At 56.0% G+C, this 17,965-nt stretch carries 15 protein-coding genes; 5 read left to right on the top strand and 10 right to left on the bottom strand.

From position 1 onward, the window contains the following. Positions 1–252 precede the first annotated feature (252 nt). Together CA54_RS21960 and CA54_RS21955 are read left to right on the top strand one after the other, a co-directional pair. Positions 253–1,341, top strand: a complete 1,089-nt coding sequence (locus tag CA54_RS21960) for a TAXI family TRAP transporter solute-binding subunit (RefSeq protein ID WP_146373105.1) — start codon at positions 253–255, stop codon at positions 1,339–1,341. Positions 1,342–1,353: 12 nt separating this feature from the next. After that, entirely contained in the window at positions 1,354–3,519 is a 2,166-nt protein-coding gene (locus CA54_RS21955; protein ID WP_146373104.1) for a TRAP transporter permease, read from the top strand. A 130-nt stretch (positions 3,520–3,649) separates the two neighbouring features. On the opposite strand, the gene CA54_RS21950 is transcribed toward CA54_RS21955, so the two are convergent. The 3 genes from CA54_RS21950 to CA54_RS21940 all read right to left on the bottom strand — a co-directional run bounded on the left by CA54_RS21950 (position 3,650) and on the right by CA54_RS21940 (position 7,736). Next, entirely contained in the window at positions 3,650–5,044 is a 1,395-nt protein-coding gene (locus CA54_RS21950) for an ATP-binding protein (RefSeq protein ID WP_146373103.1), read from the bottom strand. A gap of 71 nt (positions 5,045–5,115) precedes the next feature. Further along, positions 5,116–6,321, bottom strand: coding sequence for a RidA family protein (locus CA54_RS21945; protein WP_197532707.1), 1,206 nt, complete (start codon positions 6,319–6,321; stop codon positions 5,116–5,118). Between the two features lie 38 nt (positions 6,322–6,359). Next, entirely contained in the window at positions 6,360–7,736 is a 1,377-nt protein-coding gene (locus CA54_RS21940) for an aspartate aminotransferase family protein (RefSeq protein ID WP_146373101.1), read from the bottom strand. 314 nt (positions 7,737–8,050) lie between these two features. On the opposite strand from CA54_RS21940, the gene serC reads away from it, so the two are divergent. From serC to CA54_RS21920, 3 genes are all read left to right on the top strand, one after another. Continuing rightward, complete coding sequence (gene serC / locus CA54_RS21935; protein WP_146373100.1) at positions 8,051–9,130, top strand: 3-phosphoserine/phosphohydroxythreonine transaminase; 1,080 nt, start codon at positions 8,051–8,053, stop codon at positions 9,128–9,130. A gap of 109 nt (positions 9,131–9,239) precedes the next feature. Beyond that, positions 9,240–9,521 (top strand): DUF962 domain-containing protein, encoded by a 282-nt coding sequence (locus CA54_RS21925; protein WP_197532706.1) that lies wholly within the window; start codon positions 9,240–9,242, stop codon positions 9,519–9,521. A gap of 214 nt (positions 9,522–9,735) precedes the next feature. Beyond that, a complete protein-coding gene (locus CA54_RS21920; protein ID WP_146373099.1) occupies positions 9,736–12,051 on the top strand; it encodes a TolC family protein in 2,316 nt (771 codons plus the stop codon). A gap of 219 nt (positions 12,052–12,270) precedes the next feature. Here the strand turns inward: CA54_RS21920 and CA54_RS21915 are convergent, their stop codons facing one another. The 7 genes from CA54_RS21915 to acpS all read right to left on the bottom strand — a co-directional run bounded on the left by CA54_RS21915 (position 12,271) and on the right by acpS (position 17,785). Next, positions 12,271–12,738 (bottom strand): hypothetical protein, encoded by a 468-nt coding sequence (locus tag CA54_RS21915; protein ID WP_146373098.1) that lies wholly within the window; start codon positions 12,736–12,738, stop codon positions 12,271–12,273. A gap of 39 nt (positions 12,739–12,777) precedes the next feature. Further along, the gene (locus CA54_RS21910; protein ID WP_146373097.1) at positions 12,778–13,572 is read right to left on the bottom strand and encodes a hypothetical protein; all 795 of its coding nucleotides are present in this window, start codon (positions 13,570–13,572) and stop codon (positions 12,778–12,780) included. Beyond that, positions 13,569–14,219, bottom strand: a complete 651-nt coding sequence (locus CA54_RS21905) for a MotA/TolQ/ExbB proton channel family protein (RefSeq protein ID WP_146373096.1) — start codon at positions 14,217–14,219, stop codon at positions 13,569–13,571. The genes CA54_RS21910 and CA54_RS21905 overlap by 4 nt, the downstream gene beginning before the upstream one ends. 156 nt (positions 14,220–14,375) lie before the next feature. Next, positions 14,376–15,044 carry a methionine biosynthesis protein MetW gene (gene metW / locus CA54_RS21900; protein ID WP_231963159.1) on the bottom strand — a complete coding sequence of 223 codons (669 nt, stop codon included), beginning with the start codon at positions 15,042–15,044 and terminating at the stop codon, positions 14,376–14,378. A 41-nt stretch (positions 15,045–15,085) separates the two neighbouring features. Beyond that, positions 15,086–16,261, bottom strand: a complete 1,176-nt coding sequence (gene metX / locus CA54_RS21895) for a homoserine O-acetyltransferase MetX (protein WP_146373095.1) — start codon at positions 16,259–16,261, stop codon at positions 15,086–15,088. Positions 16,262–16,448: 187 nt separating this feature from the next. Beyond that, on the bottom strand, positions 16,449–17,330 hold the full coding sequence (gene prpB, locus CA54_RS21890; RefSeq protein ID WP_146373094.1) for a methylisocitrate lyase: 882 nt from the start codon (positions 17,328–17,330) through the stop codon (positions 16,449–16,451). A 71-nt stretch (positions 17,331–17,401) separates the two neighbouring features. Then, a complete protein-coding gene (acpS, locus tag CA54_RS21885) occupies positions 17,402–17,785 on the bottom strand; it encodes a holo-ACP synthase (RefSeq protein WP_146373093.1) in 384 nt (127 codons plus the stop codon). Positions 17,786–17,965 lie beyond the last annotated feature (180 nt).

The raw sequence follows: 17,965 nt of genomic DNA, 5'->3' as shown, positions 1-17,965 counted from the left end.
ACAGAAGTCTTTGCAATAATTTCGCGCATCGCAGACACGCTTTGACCGTTTGCAGTGCAGGGGGGAGGACGGGCGGCAATCGACAGAAGCTGACGGCGGAATCTGGGCAGAACTTAACGGCCAAATGTGTCGCCTGGGAAAACACGTTGCGTTGCGGACTCAACTGCAGGTTGCTGGAAAGTCGCACGGGGAGTTGCTAGTTTAAAGCAGTCGAATGAACGAAATTTCCCTTAAAAAAACACGGGCGGCTGTATGACAGATCATAAACGTATTCTGACCCAATGGTGCGTCCCGGTCGGCGCTTGTCTCACGATGGCAGCGACGCTCTTCATGGCTGGTTGCGGAGGTGGCGGTAACGGCGATGGGACGGGCGGAGGAAATGGCAGCGGCGGTGGACGGCAATTTTTGGATATGGGCACAGCCCCGGCCGGCGGAGCATTCTTCACCGTTGGAAACGCGCTGGCTGAGGTGCTCAATTCGCAAAAAGGGGACAACGACTGGAAAGTCACCGCCAAAGGGACCAAAGGGACGCAGGAGAACATTCGCGGGATTGATTCCGGCAAGTTGAAATTGGGTCTGGCCAATGCTGCGATTACCTATTTTGCCGTACGCGGCGAAGAGGGTTGGGACAAAAAATATCCCATCAAATCGGTGATGACGCTGGCCCCCAATGTGGCCATGTTCATTTCCAAAGAGGGCGGCGGCCCCCAAACTATTACCGAACTCAAAGGCAAACGCGTTGTGGTCGGTCCCTCGGGCGCGGGATTTGAATTCTTTATCAAACCGCTGCTGGAAGAGCACGGCGTGACTTACGACGATTTTATTCCTTCGAACAACACTCAATCGGCCGCCGTGGACGAACTGGGCGATGGCGCTGTCGACGCAGCCTTTTTGGGCGGAGCGGTCCCCACAGCGTCGATCACACAGGCTTGTTCGACGCACGACATCCATTTCATCCCGTTTGATGAAGCCGCCAAAGCGTCGCTGATTGAAAAGTATCCCTTCTTCCATCCGGCGACCATCAAAGCGGATGTTTATTCCGATTTGACGGAGGACTTTGAAGGCTTGAATGTCGGCAGCATGCAACTCATCACACACGCCGACGTCGATGAGGAAATGATCTATCAGGTCACCAAGACCATCTATGAGAACGCCAGCGAAGTGCAAAAGAAGCATGCTGCGGGGAAAGCGATTAATCCCAAGGTTGTCGTGCGTAACACCGGCACCGAGTTCCACCCCGGCGCGATTCGCTACTACAAGGAAATCGGCATCTGGCCCAATGCAGACGCCGCTGAGCCTGCCGGTGAAGAACCCGCTGCCAAAGAAGAATCCGCTGAATAGGAAACGCACTCGATGATTGAGCGGATTAAGGGCGCGCTAATTCCGACATTAGCCGTCGTGTTGTGTCTGTTCACGTTGCTGGAGGTGAACAGCTTCACGCACTTGTTACAGCAGGAACAATCCAAGCTGGCCGTCTTTGCCATGCTGGGAATGGTGCTCTGTTTCCTTACCTTTCCACTGCACAAAAAACTTGAGCATTCGAAAATTTCGCAACTGTTCGATTTCGTGTTGGCGGCTGGGACGGTGGCGTGCTGCGGGTATGTGGTCGTGCAAATGGAGCCGTTGTTCGAGAGCTGGTGGATCGACGGTCAGTCGTTGGGCAATCGCGCGGGCATGAACCTTCCGGTCGACATGTACGTGGGACTGGTCGGTCTGGTGCTGGTGTTGGAAGCCACTCGTCGTTCGATCGGATTGGCGTTGCCGATTCTCGCCGTCGCTTTTTTGTTGTTCGCGTATTTTGGTCGCTCATTGCCGGATTGGGCGTTTCCGCACTCCGGTTTAGACCTAGACGGAATAGCCTCAAGTACATTCCTGCAAAGCACCGGTATTTTCGGTGTGGCTCTGAATGTGATGTTCAAATACGTGTTCTTGTTCGTGATCTTCGGCGCGATGCTGGAAATCACCGGCGGCACGCAGTTCATCATCGACTTTTCCGAAAAAATATTCGGCGGCAGCGCCGGTGGTCCGGCCAAGATCGCTGTTTTGGGCAGTGGGTTGATGGGTTCGCTGTCCGGCAGTGCGGTCGCCAATGCCGTCACCACCGGCACGTTCACGATTCCCATGATGCGCAACGCCGGATTCAAGCCGCACATTGCCGGAGGCATCACGGCCGCCGCTGCGTCGGGAGGAGCATTGGTCCCGCCAATTATGGGCGCGGGTGCTTACATGATGCTGGAGATCGTCAATCCCAAAGGAGGATTCGTCTCAATCATGAGGGCGGCCATTGTGCCGGCAATCCTCTACTACTTTTCGATCTTCATGATCGTACACTTTTCGGCCAAACGCATCGGTGCGCATGAGGTCGATGAGTCTGAAAGCAAAGACCGCACGATTTGGCATTTGCTGTTTTCATTTGAAGGCATCGTGTTCTTTGGGGCCTTAGGTTCGCTGATCGGGTTTTTACTTGTCCCGTATTCTGCGTTCCGAGCAGTAACTTTCACGCTCGGGGTGATTCTTGTTTTGGGCCGATTGCCGATCGCTGCAAGTTTTATCCTCCTTTGGACCGTGGCCGTCATTCTCTTGACTCGGAATCACTTCGAAGGATTCCAAGCGACAACGATTGGCGCAATCACACTTTTGGAACTCCTTCCAGTTCTCTGGGTTTTTCTGTTCAGTCGAGTTTTTCCTGAGCAATGGCTGTTGCTACGGAATTGGCTTTTTCGGGACAATCCGCGCAAAATCAATTTTCGGATGATTCGCGATGCACTCGTGAAATCGGCCCGCGGCGGGGTATCGCTGATTGCCGCTAGTGCCTGTGTGGGGATCATCATCGGGATTGTTCAAGCCACCGGTGTTGCCGGCGATTTCAATAGCGAGATTGCCAAGGTGGTCGAGCACAATCTGTTTTTCGCGCTCGTGGGTATCATGACGGTTTCGATTGTTTTGGGCATGGGAGTTCCCTCGGCCGTTTGTTATTTACTGATGGCGACGCTCATGGGGCCGCTGTTGGGTGAATTGGGCGTACCGTTGTTGGCCGCCCACATGTTCATCTTCTATTTTGGCATGATGTCCATGGTCACTCCCCCGGTGGCGCTAGCTGCCTACGCCAGTGCTTCGATTGCCGGTTCGACGATCATGCGGACCGCCTTTGCTGCTTTTCGATTTTCTCTCATCGGGTTTGTGCTCCCCTACATGTTCATCTATCGCCCGGAACTGTTGCTGATGAATATCAACGGAGGACCGGCAAACTGGGGACTTGTGGTGGTCGAAGTCGGGATTGCCGTGCTGGGAACGGTTGCCTTGGCGGCGGGGATTACCGGGTTTATGTTTCAGCGGTTCAGCGACCAAACCCGCATGATCGCCTTGGTGTCGGCAGTGCTGTTATTGGCCCCCCACAAGATCGAAATTGCCGCCGACGATCCGCCCTTTAACACGGTCCGCATTATGATGACCACAGCCGGGGCGGCGTTGTTTCTTATCCTAGCAGTCACCAACCGCATGGCGGGTAAAAAGTCTTAAGCTGCTGAACAACAAGGCAGCAGTGGCGCCCGCTTTTACTAGCAGTGCTGAACGAGCCAGTGGTGGGACCCGTTGTTGGTGTTACCGAACAGGTCTGGGTTGGTGTTACCGAACAGGTCTGGCTGAGTGCTTACGAGGGCTGTGCCAATGGAAATCGCAATGTGAATGTCGTGCCGCGGCCGACTGTGCTGGAGAGTTCGATTTGGCCGTCGGCCGACTGCAGCATGTGCTTGACGATCGCCAACCCCAGGCCGGTTCCCCCTTGGTCGCGTGAACGGCCGCGGTCGACGCGGTAGAAGCGTTCGAAGATGCGGTCGAGATGTTTTTGGGGAATACCGATGCCGGTATCCTCGACGACGATCACTCCCTGCGATTCTTCGGCGTACCAAGAGACCGTCACAGAACCTTCTTCCGACGTGTATTTGATGGCGTTGTCCACCAGATTGGATAGGATCGTATCCAGGGCTTCGTCGCCAATGGGCACGATTACCGGAGTTTCGGGCGCGTGTAGCGTGACGGTCACATGCTTGCGGTCAGCGGCTGGGCGATGGTGTTCTTTGCAGCGCTGGGCGATGTGGGCTATGTCGGTGGGCGCAGGAGCTGGATTTGCATCATCGGCTTCAATATGTGCCAACGTCAACAGGTCCCGCACGGTCGCGTCTAAACGCCCCGCTTGTTCGTCAATCGTATTCAAAAACCCGATGCGATGATCGACGTCATCGATGGCTCCGCTGAGCAGTGTTTCCACGTAGGCACGGATCGAGGTGATCGGTGTTTTGAGTTCGTGGGAAGCATTGGCGACAAATTCCTGCCGGACTTTTTCTAAGCGACGAATCTCAGTGATGTCGTGCGCGACGACCACTGCTCCCGGCGCCGGCTTCCCGGCCAAGCGGGCGACGCTCATTGCCAAGATTCGCGTCTTGGGAGTATGGATTTGCATCTCCCCCTGAATGGGCGCCGATTGTTTGAGAGCTGTTGTGATCCATTCCTGCAATGGCGGATTGCGAATCAACTCCCAAATCGGGCGGCCGAGCGCGGTCCCTTCGGTCAAGCCGAACATGCGACACGCTGCGCCGCCGGCGAGTATGATCCGTTGTTCCGAATCGACGGCGATGACACCTTCGGCCAGGCTGTCGATCACAATCCGTAATTGGTCCCGTTCGGTTTTCAGCTGACGTATTCGTCCGGCAACGAGGACCGACATTTTGGCCAAAGATTCCGCCAAGCCCGGGTAGGCGACCGCCGTGGTGGCGGAAAGGGGCATGTCAAAGCGGCCTTCGGTCATTTTTTCCAGCACGAGGGCCAAGTCCTGCAGAGGTTGGCGCATGCGGCGCTCCACTAAAAAATGGACCAGCCACGAGATGACCATCAAGGTGCCAATTGCCGCTGCGGTGCTCCACAGTACGGCACCGATATGATCCCGCAATGTGAAGGAAACGACGAGAATCAATACGCCGATGACCGCGATTCCCAAGCGGTAAACGGCGGTCCATCCGCCCCACTGTGAAGAGGTGTTTGCGGTCAAGGCGCGTTCAGTTGTCGATGAGCGGGTTGCGTTCACGGCTGTGCGATCGGCGAGGAAGGCCAACGGACATATTAGTTGGGAATGACGGCAATCATGTCGAGCGTGATGGTTCGCCCCGTGCGGCCCACGCCGCGCACTGCCGCTTTAGAAGCCGCGGGCGGACGTTGGGGGTTGTAGACTTGGGGACGGTAGTCATTCAACGCGCTGCTGACTGCCGCATCGGAGACGTAATATGTCGCTTTGGCTAGATGGTCGAAGTCGCTCTGCGATTTTTTCAGAATGGTCGCTAAACGTTTGAAGATTTCAGGAACCTGCGCTGTTGCACTGTTTCCGTATAGTCCGGAAATGTACACCCGCCGTCCAGTGCCGACAGTCGCGACGCGGCTAAATACCGGCGAGGAGGTCATCCAGGGTGGTGTGGAGAATGTCAACGGTGCTTGATCGGCATCGCCGTTGGCTGCGGGGAGGTAGGCGATCAACTCGATTTCGATGCTATCGGTTGCAGTCCACTCGACAGGGACATGCGCGGGAAGAGGGCCGCCTTGAAAGTGTGCGGCGATTTCATCTTCGACGACGGCCAAGTCGGTCATGGGATTCAAGAATGATTTGAGCTGAACGACTTGTGCGCGTTTCAAACTCAGAAACTTCAGGGTCTTCTCCAGATTGGCCAATGTGTTGCGCGTGCGAGCGGCGAGGTCGTCCCCTTTTTCCGCTTGTCCGGAGATATACACCACACCGCCGCGCGGCAGAATCGAAACCGTTGCCGGGCGTTCCTGGGCAGCGCCGGGGAGGGAAATATGTGAAACCTGTGGCGGACCGTCGCCGGGAATAGCTGCGACGGCATCCAGCGCGACTAATACGCCCGGTTGTGCCAAGGTTCCCGAGACGAATGTGATCGCCGGTTGGGCGTGGTGGGCGAGTTGTTTTTTCAGCACAGTTTGCACGGCATCTGCTTGTGCGTCATCAGCGAGATAGACGTTGAGTTTGACGACGCGTGTTAGGTCCGTGTCGGCTAGTTTGAGGACGTCCGGCAGTTGCGTGAGCAGCGCCTGTGTTTGGGCTGGTGCATCGTCTGGACCGATCAGTTTTCCGTCGTCGTCCAAAGGCAACAGCTGCGAGGTGTGGGCCAACGCCACGTTGTCGATGCTGACGGCAACGGCAAGCCCGGTTTGCGGATCGGTTTCGATCACTGAGATGCGGGTGTCGTCTGCACGGCATGGGGAAACAGATAAGGCGGCCACCACTATGCTTGCCGTTAGAATTTGCCAGTTCGTCATTTCGTTCCTCTTCGCACTCATGGTTGTCTTATTATCGGTCACACCAATGTTTCCAAGGCTTCGCCAATTCCAGCAATTCCATCGACCACAGCCTCGGTGGGGATGACCAATGGCGGACAGACTTTGACTGTCTCGCGATTGGTATGAAATAACATCACCCCCCGTTTGACCGCTTCCCAGACCAAATCGCGTGCCAGTGCTTTGTCTGGTTCGCCGGTGGTTGGATCGCGCAGGTGAATTGCGTTGAGTAGGCCCAATCCGCTGACCTGGGCGATGTGCTCGGGAAAGCGTTGCTGTAACTTTCGCAGTTCCTCGCGGGCGATCAGTCCGGTTCGGTCCGCTTTTTCGATCAATCCTTCATCAAAAATGACATCCAAGTTTGCCAATGCCGCTACACACGAGAGAGGGTGTCCGGCGTGTGTGGTGGTGATGTCGGCGGGGTTCAGCGTATCCAAAATCGCCGCTGGTCCCAACACCGCCGCTAAGGGCAGCGACGACGAAATTCCTTTACCCACACATAGCAGATCGGCGCGCACATCGTAATGTTCATGGGCGAACAGTTTACCCGTTCGTCCGAATCCTGTTTGGATTTCATCGAATATTAATAGAACCTCATGGGCGTCCGCCCAACGGCGCAATGCTTGCATATAGTCCACCGGGAAGGAGAGAGCGCCCCAACCTTGCAGGGTCTCGATGAACACGGCCGCGATCTGATCGGAGTGGACGTCACGTTCAGCCAGTGCGGCGATTGATTCGTCGAGTTGCGTTGGTCCGTCCCGATTGTCGCTGGGGAAAGGAATGTGGTGAATCGCCGTGTCGGGATGTTGCAGCCAGGGTTTCGCCGCCGATGTGCCTGAGAGTTGGTGCGCCCCTAATGTCCAACCGTGAAAATCGCCGCTAAAGGCGAGGAGGTGATATTTGCGCGGATCCCGTTTCTGCCCCCATTCCCGCGCCACTCGCAAAGCGGCCTCGATGGCTTCGGAGCCGACCGTCCACAGGTAAGCCTTATCCATGCCGGGCGGGGCCAACTCTACTAAGCGGCGGGCCAGTCGTACGCGGATTTCGGAGGCAAAACTGAACTGCGCCAACAATCCTTGCTCGACATGCGCTGCTAAGGCGGCCCGAATGGCCGGATGTCCGTGGCCGCTGTTGCAGGCGACGGCGGTGGAGCTGAAATCAATCCAGCAGTTCCCGGCCGCGTCGAAAACCTGATACCTTTCAGCACGGTCCCAGACAATCGGCGGCTGATAGCAATTTACCTGCGGGAAATACCGCACCGCATCGGCCAGAACTGGCGCTGTTTCGGGGGCGGGCAATGCTGTCGTGATCCGGCGAAACGGTGTCTCGACCGGTGTGCATGCCTGGGGTGAAAAGGTAAACGCATTCGGCAGACTGCTGCTTTCCCGCTCCGTCATGGCATTCCTGACTCGATATCAATATATTTTCGCCAGTGGTCTGGCGATGAGGCGTATTTTACTGCTGAGGCGTTAATCCTCAGTGCTTGCCTGCAGAATTGCAAGTCTCTGGGCGGTCGTAGCAACATGGGCGAACCATTGACGAGTCGCCCTGTCAATCGCTATACGCAATGGGCTGTTTTAAAACGAGACATGTCGGCATTTCGCGCGTCGCTTGAAGCAGGCGGGACCGATCACCGCTCCAACGCGCACCTTGCCGTCGAAAACCAACTCCCGCCGGGAGTGGGACTCTATAGATTTAGGAAACTGGACTGATGACGAAACGTGTCTACAACTTTTCTGCTGGTCCCGCGGTTCTGCCGGTGGAGGTTTTGGAGGAAGCCCGCGAAAATCTGCTCAGCTTGGGCGATACGGGTGTGGGGATCATGGAACATTCCCATCGCGGCAAGGCGTTTGTTGCCGTGTATGAGGAGGCGGTTTCGCTTTGCCGGGAGTTGGCGGCGATTCCCGACAATTATCACGTCTTGTTCCTGCAAGGGGGCGCCTCTTCGCAGTTCTTTATGCTGCCGATGAATTTCCTGCCTAAGGAGGGCACGGCTGATTATCTGGTCACTGGGTCCTGGGCCAAAAAGGCAGTGACCGAGGCGCAGCGATTTGGCAATGTGCATGTCGCCGGCAGCAGCCAGGATCGCAATTTTTGTTATATCCCCAGCGATTGTGCCTACAGCGACGATGCCATCTACACGCATTACACGTCGAACAACACGATCTTCGGGACGCAATTCGCAACCGTTCCGGATGTCGCTTGCAAATCGCTGGTGTGCGATATGAGTAGCGATATTTTCTCCCGGCCGATCGACGTCTCAAAATATGGTGTGATCTACGCCGGTGCGCAGAAGAATCTTGGCCCCAGCGGCGTGACGTTGGTCATCATCCGCGACGATTTGGTGCAGCAGGGACCGACAGACATTCCCACGATGCTGCAATACCGCACGCACGCCGACAACGACTCGATGTTCAATACCCCGCCGACGTTCGGCATTTACATCATGGGGCTGATCTTCAAATGGATCAAAGCCCGCGGCGGACTGGCAGCGGTTGGTGAACAGAATCGTGACAAGGCGGGCAAACTGTACGCTTACCTGGATCAAAGTCGTCTGTTTAACGGCACTGCTGATCTGGAAAGCCGGTCTCAAATGAACGTGACGTTTGTCACGGGCGATGCGGATTTGGATGCCAAGTTTATCTCGCAATCAGAAGCGGCGGGATTTAGCGGACTGAAAGGGCACCGCAGCGTGGGCGGCATGCGGGCCAGCCTGTACAATGCATTTCCCGTAGACGGCGTGGACGCGTTGATTGAATTCATGCAACGCTTCGAAGCCGAGCAGGGGTGAGATGCTGTTTGAGCTGCTGCTATGTTGAAACGCTGTGGGACGCGGCTTCGCGGTGGGTGGTCGAAGTCGTTCCCAGTCGAAATTTCTCTGAAGGACAGGTGAGCCGATCGTGAGTTTTTTCAAGAATTATCTCGAAAGGCACCAGCATCCCGGCAACCAATTTCTGCATCTCATTGGGTTGCCGATCACATTCGCCCTGCCGGTGTATTTTTTAGTGCATCACAACTGGCAGTGGGCGTTGGGGGCATTTATTGCCGGTTATGCGCTGCAATTCCTGGGTCATGCCATCGAGGGCAACGACGCGGGGGAGATGATTGTCGTCAAAAAACTTTTGGGCAAGCCGTACATTGCGGTCGTGCCTCGTTCAAAAGAGTCAAAGTTTGACGATTAGAGCGCCGATACTGCTTATGACGGTTTTAACGCGCCCGATGTGTCGTTTTATTGAGACGCATGCGCGGAGCTCTCCATTTTCCGGGTCGCAATCCGGGGTGTGGCGGGTTTTTCAACCGTCAGCGACGAGTTGGTCCTGGAGGGTTCGGGGGACCTTGCTCGCACGCGACAACTGAGAAGCAGATTCATCGGTACTTTTGCGGCAAGGACGCACCATGCGAAAGCGATCATTCCGGCAATTTGTCAGCCTGTTGTTGATCAGCTGCCTGTTCACCGGCTGTGCGAGCAACCCCACGTTGTCCTACCTGGGCGACGCCCAGTTGACAGATTATCGTGCCGACGCTGAACGGATTGCCTATCCTGATTCGTGCGAAGTCGCACCGGAATCCGCGACGTTTGCCAATCCGCCCCGCAATGTACGGGACCGGAACCACGACGAGGCGTGGGATATGCCGTTGGCAGAGGCCGTTCACTTGGCGCTGTTGCACAACAAAATTGTGCGAACATCCAATCGCACGGCAACCGGCGCTATTGCGGCTGGCTCGGCAGGCGGTACATCGACCAGCACTATCGTGAGCTCTCCGCAAGCGGTGGCGTCCGTCTATGATCCGGCTATTCAAGAAACGGGTGTGCTCTTCGGCGGTCGCGGTGTGGAATCGGCCCTGTCCGAGTTTGACACCCAGTTTACCACGAGCATGGTCTGGGGCCGTGACGAGCAAATTCAAAACAACCTGTTCCTCGCCGGCGGTATTCCCGACGGGGCGACTTTGCAGTCTGACACCGCTCAGATGCAAGCCGAGTTGACAAAGGTTCAAGCCAACGGTGGACAACTGTCGTTGAGCCACCTTGTGAACTACAACTACAACAACTCTCCCGGGAACTTGTTCCCGTCGGTGTATACCGGCAACGTGCAACTTGGCTATCGCTTGCCAATGTGGGCCGGTTCTGGAACGGAGTTCACGCGGATCGCTGGTCCGGCTTCAGAAAACATTACAGGGATCGGCGGTGTGAGCCAAGGTGTGGTCATCGCCCGGATTAACAATGACATCACGATTGCCGACTTCGAAATCCAAGTCCGCAATATGATCAAAGATGTTGAGGATATTTATTGGAACCTGTATCTGGCCTATCGCCGCTACGACGCTGAAGTCGTTGCCCGGAATAGTGCCCTGCGAACTTGGCGGGAAGTCAAATCGAAATTTGAAGTGGGAGCACGGGGGGGAAGTGCCGCTGACGAAGCTCAAGCGCGCGAACAATACTTCGACGCCAAAGCCCGTGCCGAAGTGGAACTGAACAACATTTACTCCATGGAGCTCGAACTGCGGCGGATGTTGGGACTGCCGGTCAATGATGGTCGGATTATTCGCCCCTCCGATGTGCCGATTACCGCCGAATTCATTCCCGACTGGTACGTGGCTTTGGCTGAGGCACTCACCCGCCGGACGGAATTGCGACGCCAAAAATGGAATATCAAGAGTCTCGATCTGCAGTTGATTGCAGCGGAAAACCTGGCGAATCCACGGCTGGACTTTGTCTCCGCCTACCAGGTGAATATGTTTGGCGACAACCTCTTCGGTAACAATGACAATGACAGTGTGGGAACGACGCAGGGACTCAACAGTGCCTACGAACGTTTGACACAAGGTAGCCAAACCGGTTGGCAACTCGGCTTCCAATTCTCGATGCCGCTTGGTTTACGGCGTACCTTGGCACAAGTCCGCAACATTGAGTTGCGATTGGCCCAGGCCCGCGAATTGTTGGCGACTCAGGAAGTTGATATTAGCCACGAATTGGCCAACGGCTTCCAAGCGTTGAATCTCAACTACCAAACGGCTCAAACCCGCTTTAACCAAGGCCGCGCTGCTCATTTGCAGTTGCAAGCCTTCGAAGCGGAGTACAAGGTCGGTACGAAGACGTTGGACTTGTTACTTCAAGCCCAAACGCGTTTGGCCCGCGCCCAAATTGAATATTTCAGCTCCATCATCGAATACACCAAGTCGATCACCAACATTCAATTCCGCAAAGGAACCTTGTTGGAATACAACAACATTCACTTGGCTGAAGGGGCCTGGAGTCCTGAAGCTTATGAAGAAGCCCTGCGTCGTGCCTGGGCTCGCAGCTACGCCTTTGAGTCGGATCTGATGCACACCGAACCGGCTCCATTCGTCAACGACGGCCGTGTGATGGGACCAGTGGAATTCACCTCTGAAGCGGTCAACATGCCCGGCCCGGCCAACGGGGGTGAGTCGATGGAACTTCCGCTGACCGATCCGAACGGTATCGTCCCACCCCCTCCCGCCCCTCCGCTGGATGGGGAACTGGAGGGAGAAGGCTCGATCGACTATGGCGAACCTGTCCCGGCCCTGCCACCGGCTGAGGGAAATTACGACAACGACGCCAGCATCAACTGGGACGCTGATTACGAAGAAGAGCAAGCTAAAGCCTTATTCGACACGCAAAGCGACCAGGAGACCGCGGGATATGAGAAGGTCAACTTCTCCGACGCGCCCGTGATCGACAGTGGGTATTGAGTTAGAGGCGCAAATAAACGCCCCCCACCACAAGAACACCCTCTCCCGCTGGGAGAGGGCCGGGGTGAGGGTTTTCAAGCTAGGGAAGGTTCTCACGCTCTTGGTGTTTTAGCGTGAGGACTTTTTCCGATGGTGGGTACCAAGCGTCCGACCTCGATAGATGCGTCGCGACGCACTCTGCAACAATGGTGGCTATTTTTATTTGTTGGCAGAGACGTGCTATGGGAGCGTGGGGCCTAAGCCGACGATGGAATCCCGTGGGATCTTGGCATCGAGCAATGCTTGTTCCAGGTTTTCTTCTGCACGAGCACGAGCTGTTGGGGCGCGGATTACGCGAACACGAATCCCATTTTCGTCACCCGTGGTTGCGGTTGCCAATTCCACGGCTTGCTCTAAGGTGATTTCTCGAAGCGTGCCATCCGTCTCGGCAGCAATCCAATATCCACGGTCTTTGATCGTAATCTGCAGGTCGCTGCGCGTACCCGCATGGGTGGTTTTTGGCTCATCGTCGGAGGGGGAAGGTTCTTTCTCGTTGAGGTCCGGCTTGGATCCTTGCACGGGAATCACGCCATCGCCGCCATCAAATTTCGGGAGCCAATTGCCGAGGAACGTTCCGGCAACGACTCCCAACACGACCAGTCCGCTACTGATCTTTACGCCGCGGGTGACTTTTTTGGTAATCGTCATCGGACTCCGGCCTCAATCCAACTTTTAAAAATGAAGGCGTTATTGCAGTGGTGGCGAAAACCCTAAGATGGCGTATTCAAAACGAGTGCGACGATCACTGTCATCGTACATCTTTTGCGTGACCTCGGCGACACCCGTGATGGCTGCCTGACGCACGGAGAACTGCGCGTCGGACCATGAGACGAGTAAGATGACCAAGTTCTTTGGCTGCGGCAATGCTTTGTAACGAGCATAGATCTCGGCGTTAAAGCGCTCGGGGGTCTCGGCGCGAAACTTAAACGTTTTTCCGGCAGCGGTCATGGTCGTCAAGTTGTCGTCGCCGATATGGATGTCCCACACGTCACAACGTTTGAGCAATTCCCGCCAGGTCCGCAGGTGTTTGACCATCTCTGCGGCGCGGTTGCCGGCCATGGTTTCGATTTCGCGGCGCAGTTCGTCGCGTTCCGCTTCGGACCGGGCTGCCAAGACGCGTTCGATGGTTTCCTGCGGCAAGCGAAATAGCCGCGAGAGGATTTCCCCCAGTTCTTGGATCTCCTCACGCGATTGTCGCAACTCATCGCTGATTTCTGTTTCGCGTTCTTGCATGGTCGAGCGCAACCGATTGCGCTCAATTTGCAATTGGTTCCGCTCCTGCTCAGCAACCTCTAGTTTGGCCAATAGCTGCAAACGGGCCAACTCCGCTGTGTCTTGCGCCGCATTCATTTTCTGAGCAACTTCGACCGCCTGCGTCTCGGCCGTCTCTTGGACTTCCATGTATTGCGCAAAGATCACGATCAACAGCAGATCCAACAGCGGTGTCAATTGAAACGAGAGTTTGCGTCGAGACAACTTCATGCCGGCTCCTCCGGCACGAGCGAGAGTTCGCGTTTGGCGCGGACGATGGTGTCCCGCACATGTTCACGATTTTCCGCCAGACGTTCGAACCGCGTTTCCAGGACACTGTTTAAGAACATCAGCAAGATTCCGGCTGAGAGTCCGGCGAAGGTCGACCAAATCGCGTCGCCGAAGCGGCTGACGATTGCGCCCACGGTGTTGGCATCCCCACCGGTTTGCAGGGCGGCACCGATGGCGAGAATCGTGCCCAACACGCCCGCCAACGCATAGGCTTCAATCATTGTGCGGCAGATGTTGTAGGAGGTTTCAAACGCCATCGATTGTAAATACCGTCGGCGTTCATCCAGGACGTTGATCCGCGAAATCAACATCCGCCGGTCCGCATCGCCATTGGGGTCCTGCAACACCTCATCGACATCCGCCAGAAAGGCTTCAATCTGATCGGAAAGATGGCTGGTGCCGTCGAAGAGACTGCGGTGTTTGAGGCCTCGTGTGAATTCATCTAGGGAGGCGGCAATTTTTTTGAGGTCGCGGCGAAACCAGATCCACAACAATATGAAAAACACAACGTGCACCGCGCAGGCAACTGCGATGATGAACGTCGACAGGGCGGAGAGATTACCGAGGGCAGCCGTCAATGGGTTCATGAATGCTCAGATTGTGTTGATGATCCGCAAAGGGCAAGACGGCGCCGGACGTTCCGGCGCACCGCTGAAAGCGTCTGTACAATAATTCCGCACCAACGGTCCAGGTCATTCTGGCATTTCCGGCGTGTACGGACAAGGGGACCTGACAACGGCGGGTTAGGGCATTGGGGCATGCGCGTCGGCCGACTTACGTTCCAGAATGTACACAGCACTGTCCGCACGGACATTAGCTGCCCAGGCCTGTTCGACGGCGCGGCCGCGGATAATGGCCAACTCCTTGACGATCCGCGCCTCTACCACGTCCACCAGATCGCGAAAATCGGGCATCGACATCAAATGCAAATTTGGCGTGTTGTACCACTGATACCGTTCCGAGGAGGAGACCGGCGCGCGGCCCCACAGCAATTGATTCCAACGGACACGCCAATGCCCATAGTTAGGCACCACCACCAAAGCCCGGTTGGCGACACGCAACATTTCTTCCAAAATCACATGCGGATGCCGCACCTGTTGCAAGGTTTGGCTGAGCACGGCGAAGTCGAATGATTGGCTGGGAAAGGCCTCCAACCCGAGATCCAAGTCGGCCTGGATGACCGGCACGCCGGCGGTCATGCATTGGATCATCGCCCGGCGGCTCATTTCTACGCCCAAAATCTCAGCACTTTTGATCCGCCGCAATTCGGAGAGCAATAGTCCATCCCCGCACCCCAAGTCCAACACTCGACTCCCCTCGTCGATGTGCTCCATGATCACACGGTCCGTCAGCGCGGCCGACGGATTCGGCATCTTGTAGCGGCGTTTTTCTTTAGTTCGACTTGTGGACATCGTGGGGGTATCTGCAGAAAAATCGAGGTGAATATGTCGCGTCAATTGGCGGCATACGCTTCGGCCAAAAATGGTTTGAGCATCTCTTCCAGTTGGTCGACTTCTAATAAGAATGAATCGTGACCGTAGGGGCTTTCGAGTTCCACGGCTGTCACATGCCGCCGCGCCTGAATCAAGGCGCTGACGATTTCGCGGCTTTGCGCGATCGGGAACAACCAATCGGTCGTGTAGCTTGTTACTAAAAACCGTGACTGTGTGGCGGAAAAAGCTTCGGGCAATGAGCCGTAGGCTTTGGCCAAATCAAAGTAGTCCATCGCCCGTGTCAGGTACAAATAGCTGTTGGCGTCGAACCGCTCGACAAAGCGTTTTCCCTGGTGATGCAGGTAGCTTTCGATTTGGAATTCTGTTTCGCGCATCAATTCATAGGCGAACTGGTCGCTGTGTTGCAGGCGGCGGCCGAATTTCTTTTCGATGGAAGCTTCGGACAAGTACGTGATATGCGCCACCATCCGCGCCAGTGCGAGTCCAAAATGTGGATCATCGTCCTGATTGTAATAGTTGCCTTTGTAGAAATGCGGATCCGTCACAATCGCCCGTCGCCCGACTGCATTGAAGGCGATGCCTTGTGCCGAGAGTCGCGGACCGGATGCTAATATGACCGCCGTGCGTAACATGTCGGGAAAACGCGCGGCCCATTCCAAGGCTTGCATCCCGCCCAGACTGCCGCCGATTGCTCCCAGCAACCGCTCGATGCCCAAATGCCGGACCAGGGCGGCGTGCACCTCGACCATGTCGCCAATCGTGACAAACGGAAACTCCAAAGCATAAGGGGTCTCCGTGCCCGGTTTAGGGGAGAGCGGCCCGGTCGTCCCTTGGCAGCCACCCAGTACATTCGCGCAGATCACAAAATACTTGTTGGTATCCAGGCCCTTGCCAGGTCCAATCAATTCATCCCACCAACCGGTTTTCTCATCCTTGGCCGAATGCCGTCCCGCCACGTGGGCATCGCCGGTCAAAGCATGGCAGACAAAGATCGCGTTGTCCCGTTTTTCCGACAGTGTGCCATAGGTCTCATAGGCGACATGGACCGGCCCCAGAAGGTTCCCTTCGGCCACCTTCAGGCTTTGCGGGGGGGCAAACAGGTCGACATACTGCGTCGAGACCAGACCGACCGACCGCTCATCGGCGTCTTTGTGTGGAGAATCTTCAGTGCTCATCGCCGCATTCGTCACAGCCACGACCAGTTCAATATCAGGGTCTCAAAGAAGTAAAATTGGAATCCGGGAGCCTCGCCCTCCCGTTGCGTTTCGTCTTGCGAACCGCTCGCCGATTCGCGTGGTATCATTTTCGCCGAGTTGGCGGGGAATTCAAGCGGTGCGGGAAATCAACGTTCTGGTTTTTTCGTTATTCCGTCGCCGAACCGCCGAAGTAAGAGCGATCCCGTTGATCGTAACCCTCGTACTCCAAAAGTTCATAAAGCTTTGACCGCGTTTGCATCCGGTCCAACAGTCCCTGTTGCGTACCCTCCGCAGCCAATTCCCGCAGTCCCGATTCGACCGCATTCATGGCAATACGGAACATCGAGACGGGAAATAGCACCGCCCGATACCCGATTTGTGATAATTCTGTGAACGACAACAGTGGACTCTTGCCATACTCCGTCATATTGGCCATTAAAGGGACTTCGACCGCTTCGGCAAATTGGGCAAATTCTTCCGGCGTTTGCAGTGCTTCGGGGAAAATCATATCGGCCCCCGCTTCGACATAGGCGCGTGCGCGGGAGACTGCCGCATCAAATCCTTCGGTAGCCCGGGCATCGGTCCGGGCAATCAGCACGAACGACGGATCATTGCGGGCCGTTGCGGCTGCTTTAATTTTACCTGCCATCTCTAGCTCGCTCACCAACGTTTTGCCACTTAGGTGTCCGCAGCGTTTGGGGAGTTGTTGGTCTTCCAGATGAATTCCGGCAATCCCTGCCGACTCAAAGCAGTGCACGGTCCGCTCCACGGAGAGTGCTTCGCCGAACCCGGTATCGGCGTCGGAAATCACCGGTATGTCGACCGCCTGCGCTAAGTAACGGCCTTGATCGACGAACTCTGTCAGCGAAATCAAACCGACATCCGGCACCGCCGCCAATCCCGCCGACAGGGCAGCACCGGATTGGTAAGCCGCTGCAAAACCTGCCTGCTGCGCCATCCGCGCGACCAGCGCATTGAACACGCCGGGAATCATGATCGGACTGTTTTCATAGGCCTGTCGAAATCGCGCGCCGGGAGTTGTTGTCATGGCGTCCATTGCTCCGCAGTCTGTTGTATTCTGTTAGGAGGGAAAATGGTGGGACTGTCTACCTTCGCACGTTAACCTTGCACGGCTATTGCCGTGGCTGTGGCATAGGCTCGGCAGTGGGAGAGCGTCACCATCACTTGCGTCACGCCGAGGCTGTCGGCGACTTCTTTCGCGCCGCCACTCATGAGAATGTCCGGTCGACCGGACTTATGGTTGCTGACTTCGATGTCCCGCCAACTCATACCGCGGACCCAACCGGTGCCGAGTGTTTTCATCACAGCTTCTTTAGCCGCCCACCGCGCGGCATAGTGCTGCAGGTATTCTTTGCGGCGCTGGCAATATTGAATTTCGTTTTCGGTATAAACGCGATTCAAAAACACCTCACCGTGCCGCTCGATCATGCGCCCAATCCGCACGATCTCCGTAATGTCCGTTCCAATGCCCAAGATGTTCATAGCTTGTGTAGGTCATGCAGTGCATGACGCGCCTCAATTGTATTTCAGTGCAAGATCGGTCTCTCAACGGGCATCGCGTAGCCCGTGAGGGCGAAGCTCCAGCTGAGCCGTTTTTTTTATTGGGAATCGTTCGTACAACTTAGAAAGGTGTGTTGCGACGCACCCGACCGGGGCGCTGGT

Origin of the sequence: Symmachiella macrocystis (genome assembly GCF_007860075.1) — a bacterium.
GTDB lineage: Bacteria > Planctomycetota > Planctomycetia > Planctomycetales > Planctomycetaceae > Symmachiella > Symmachiella macrocystis.
This window is presented reverse-complemented; position numbering and strand designations above follow the sequence as displayed.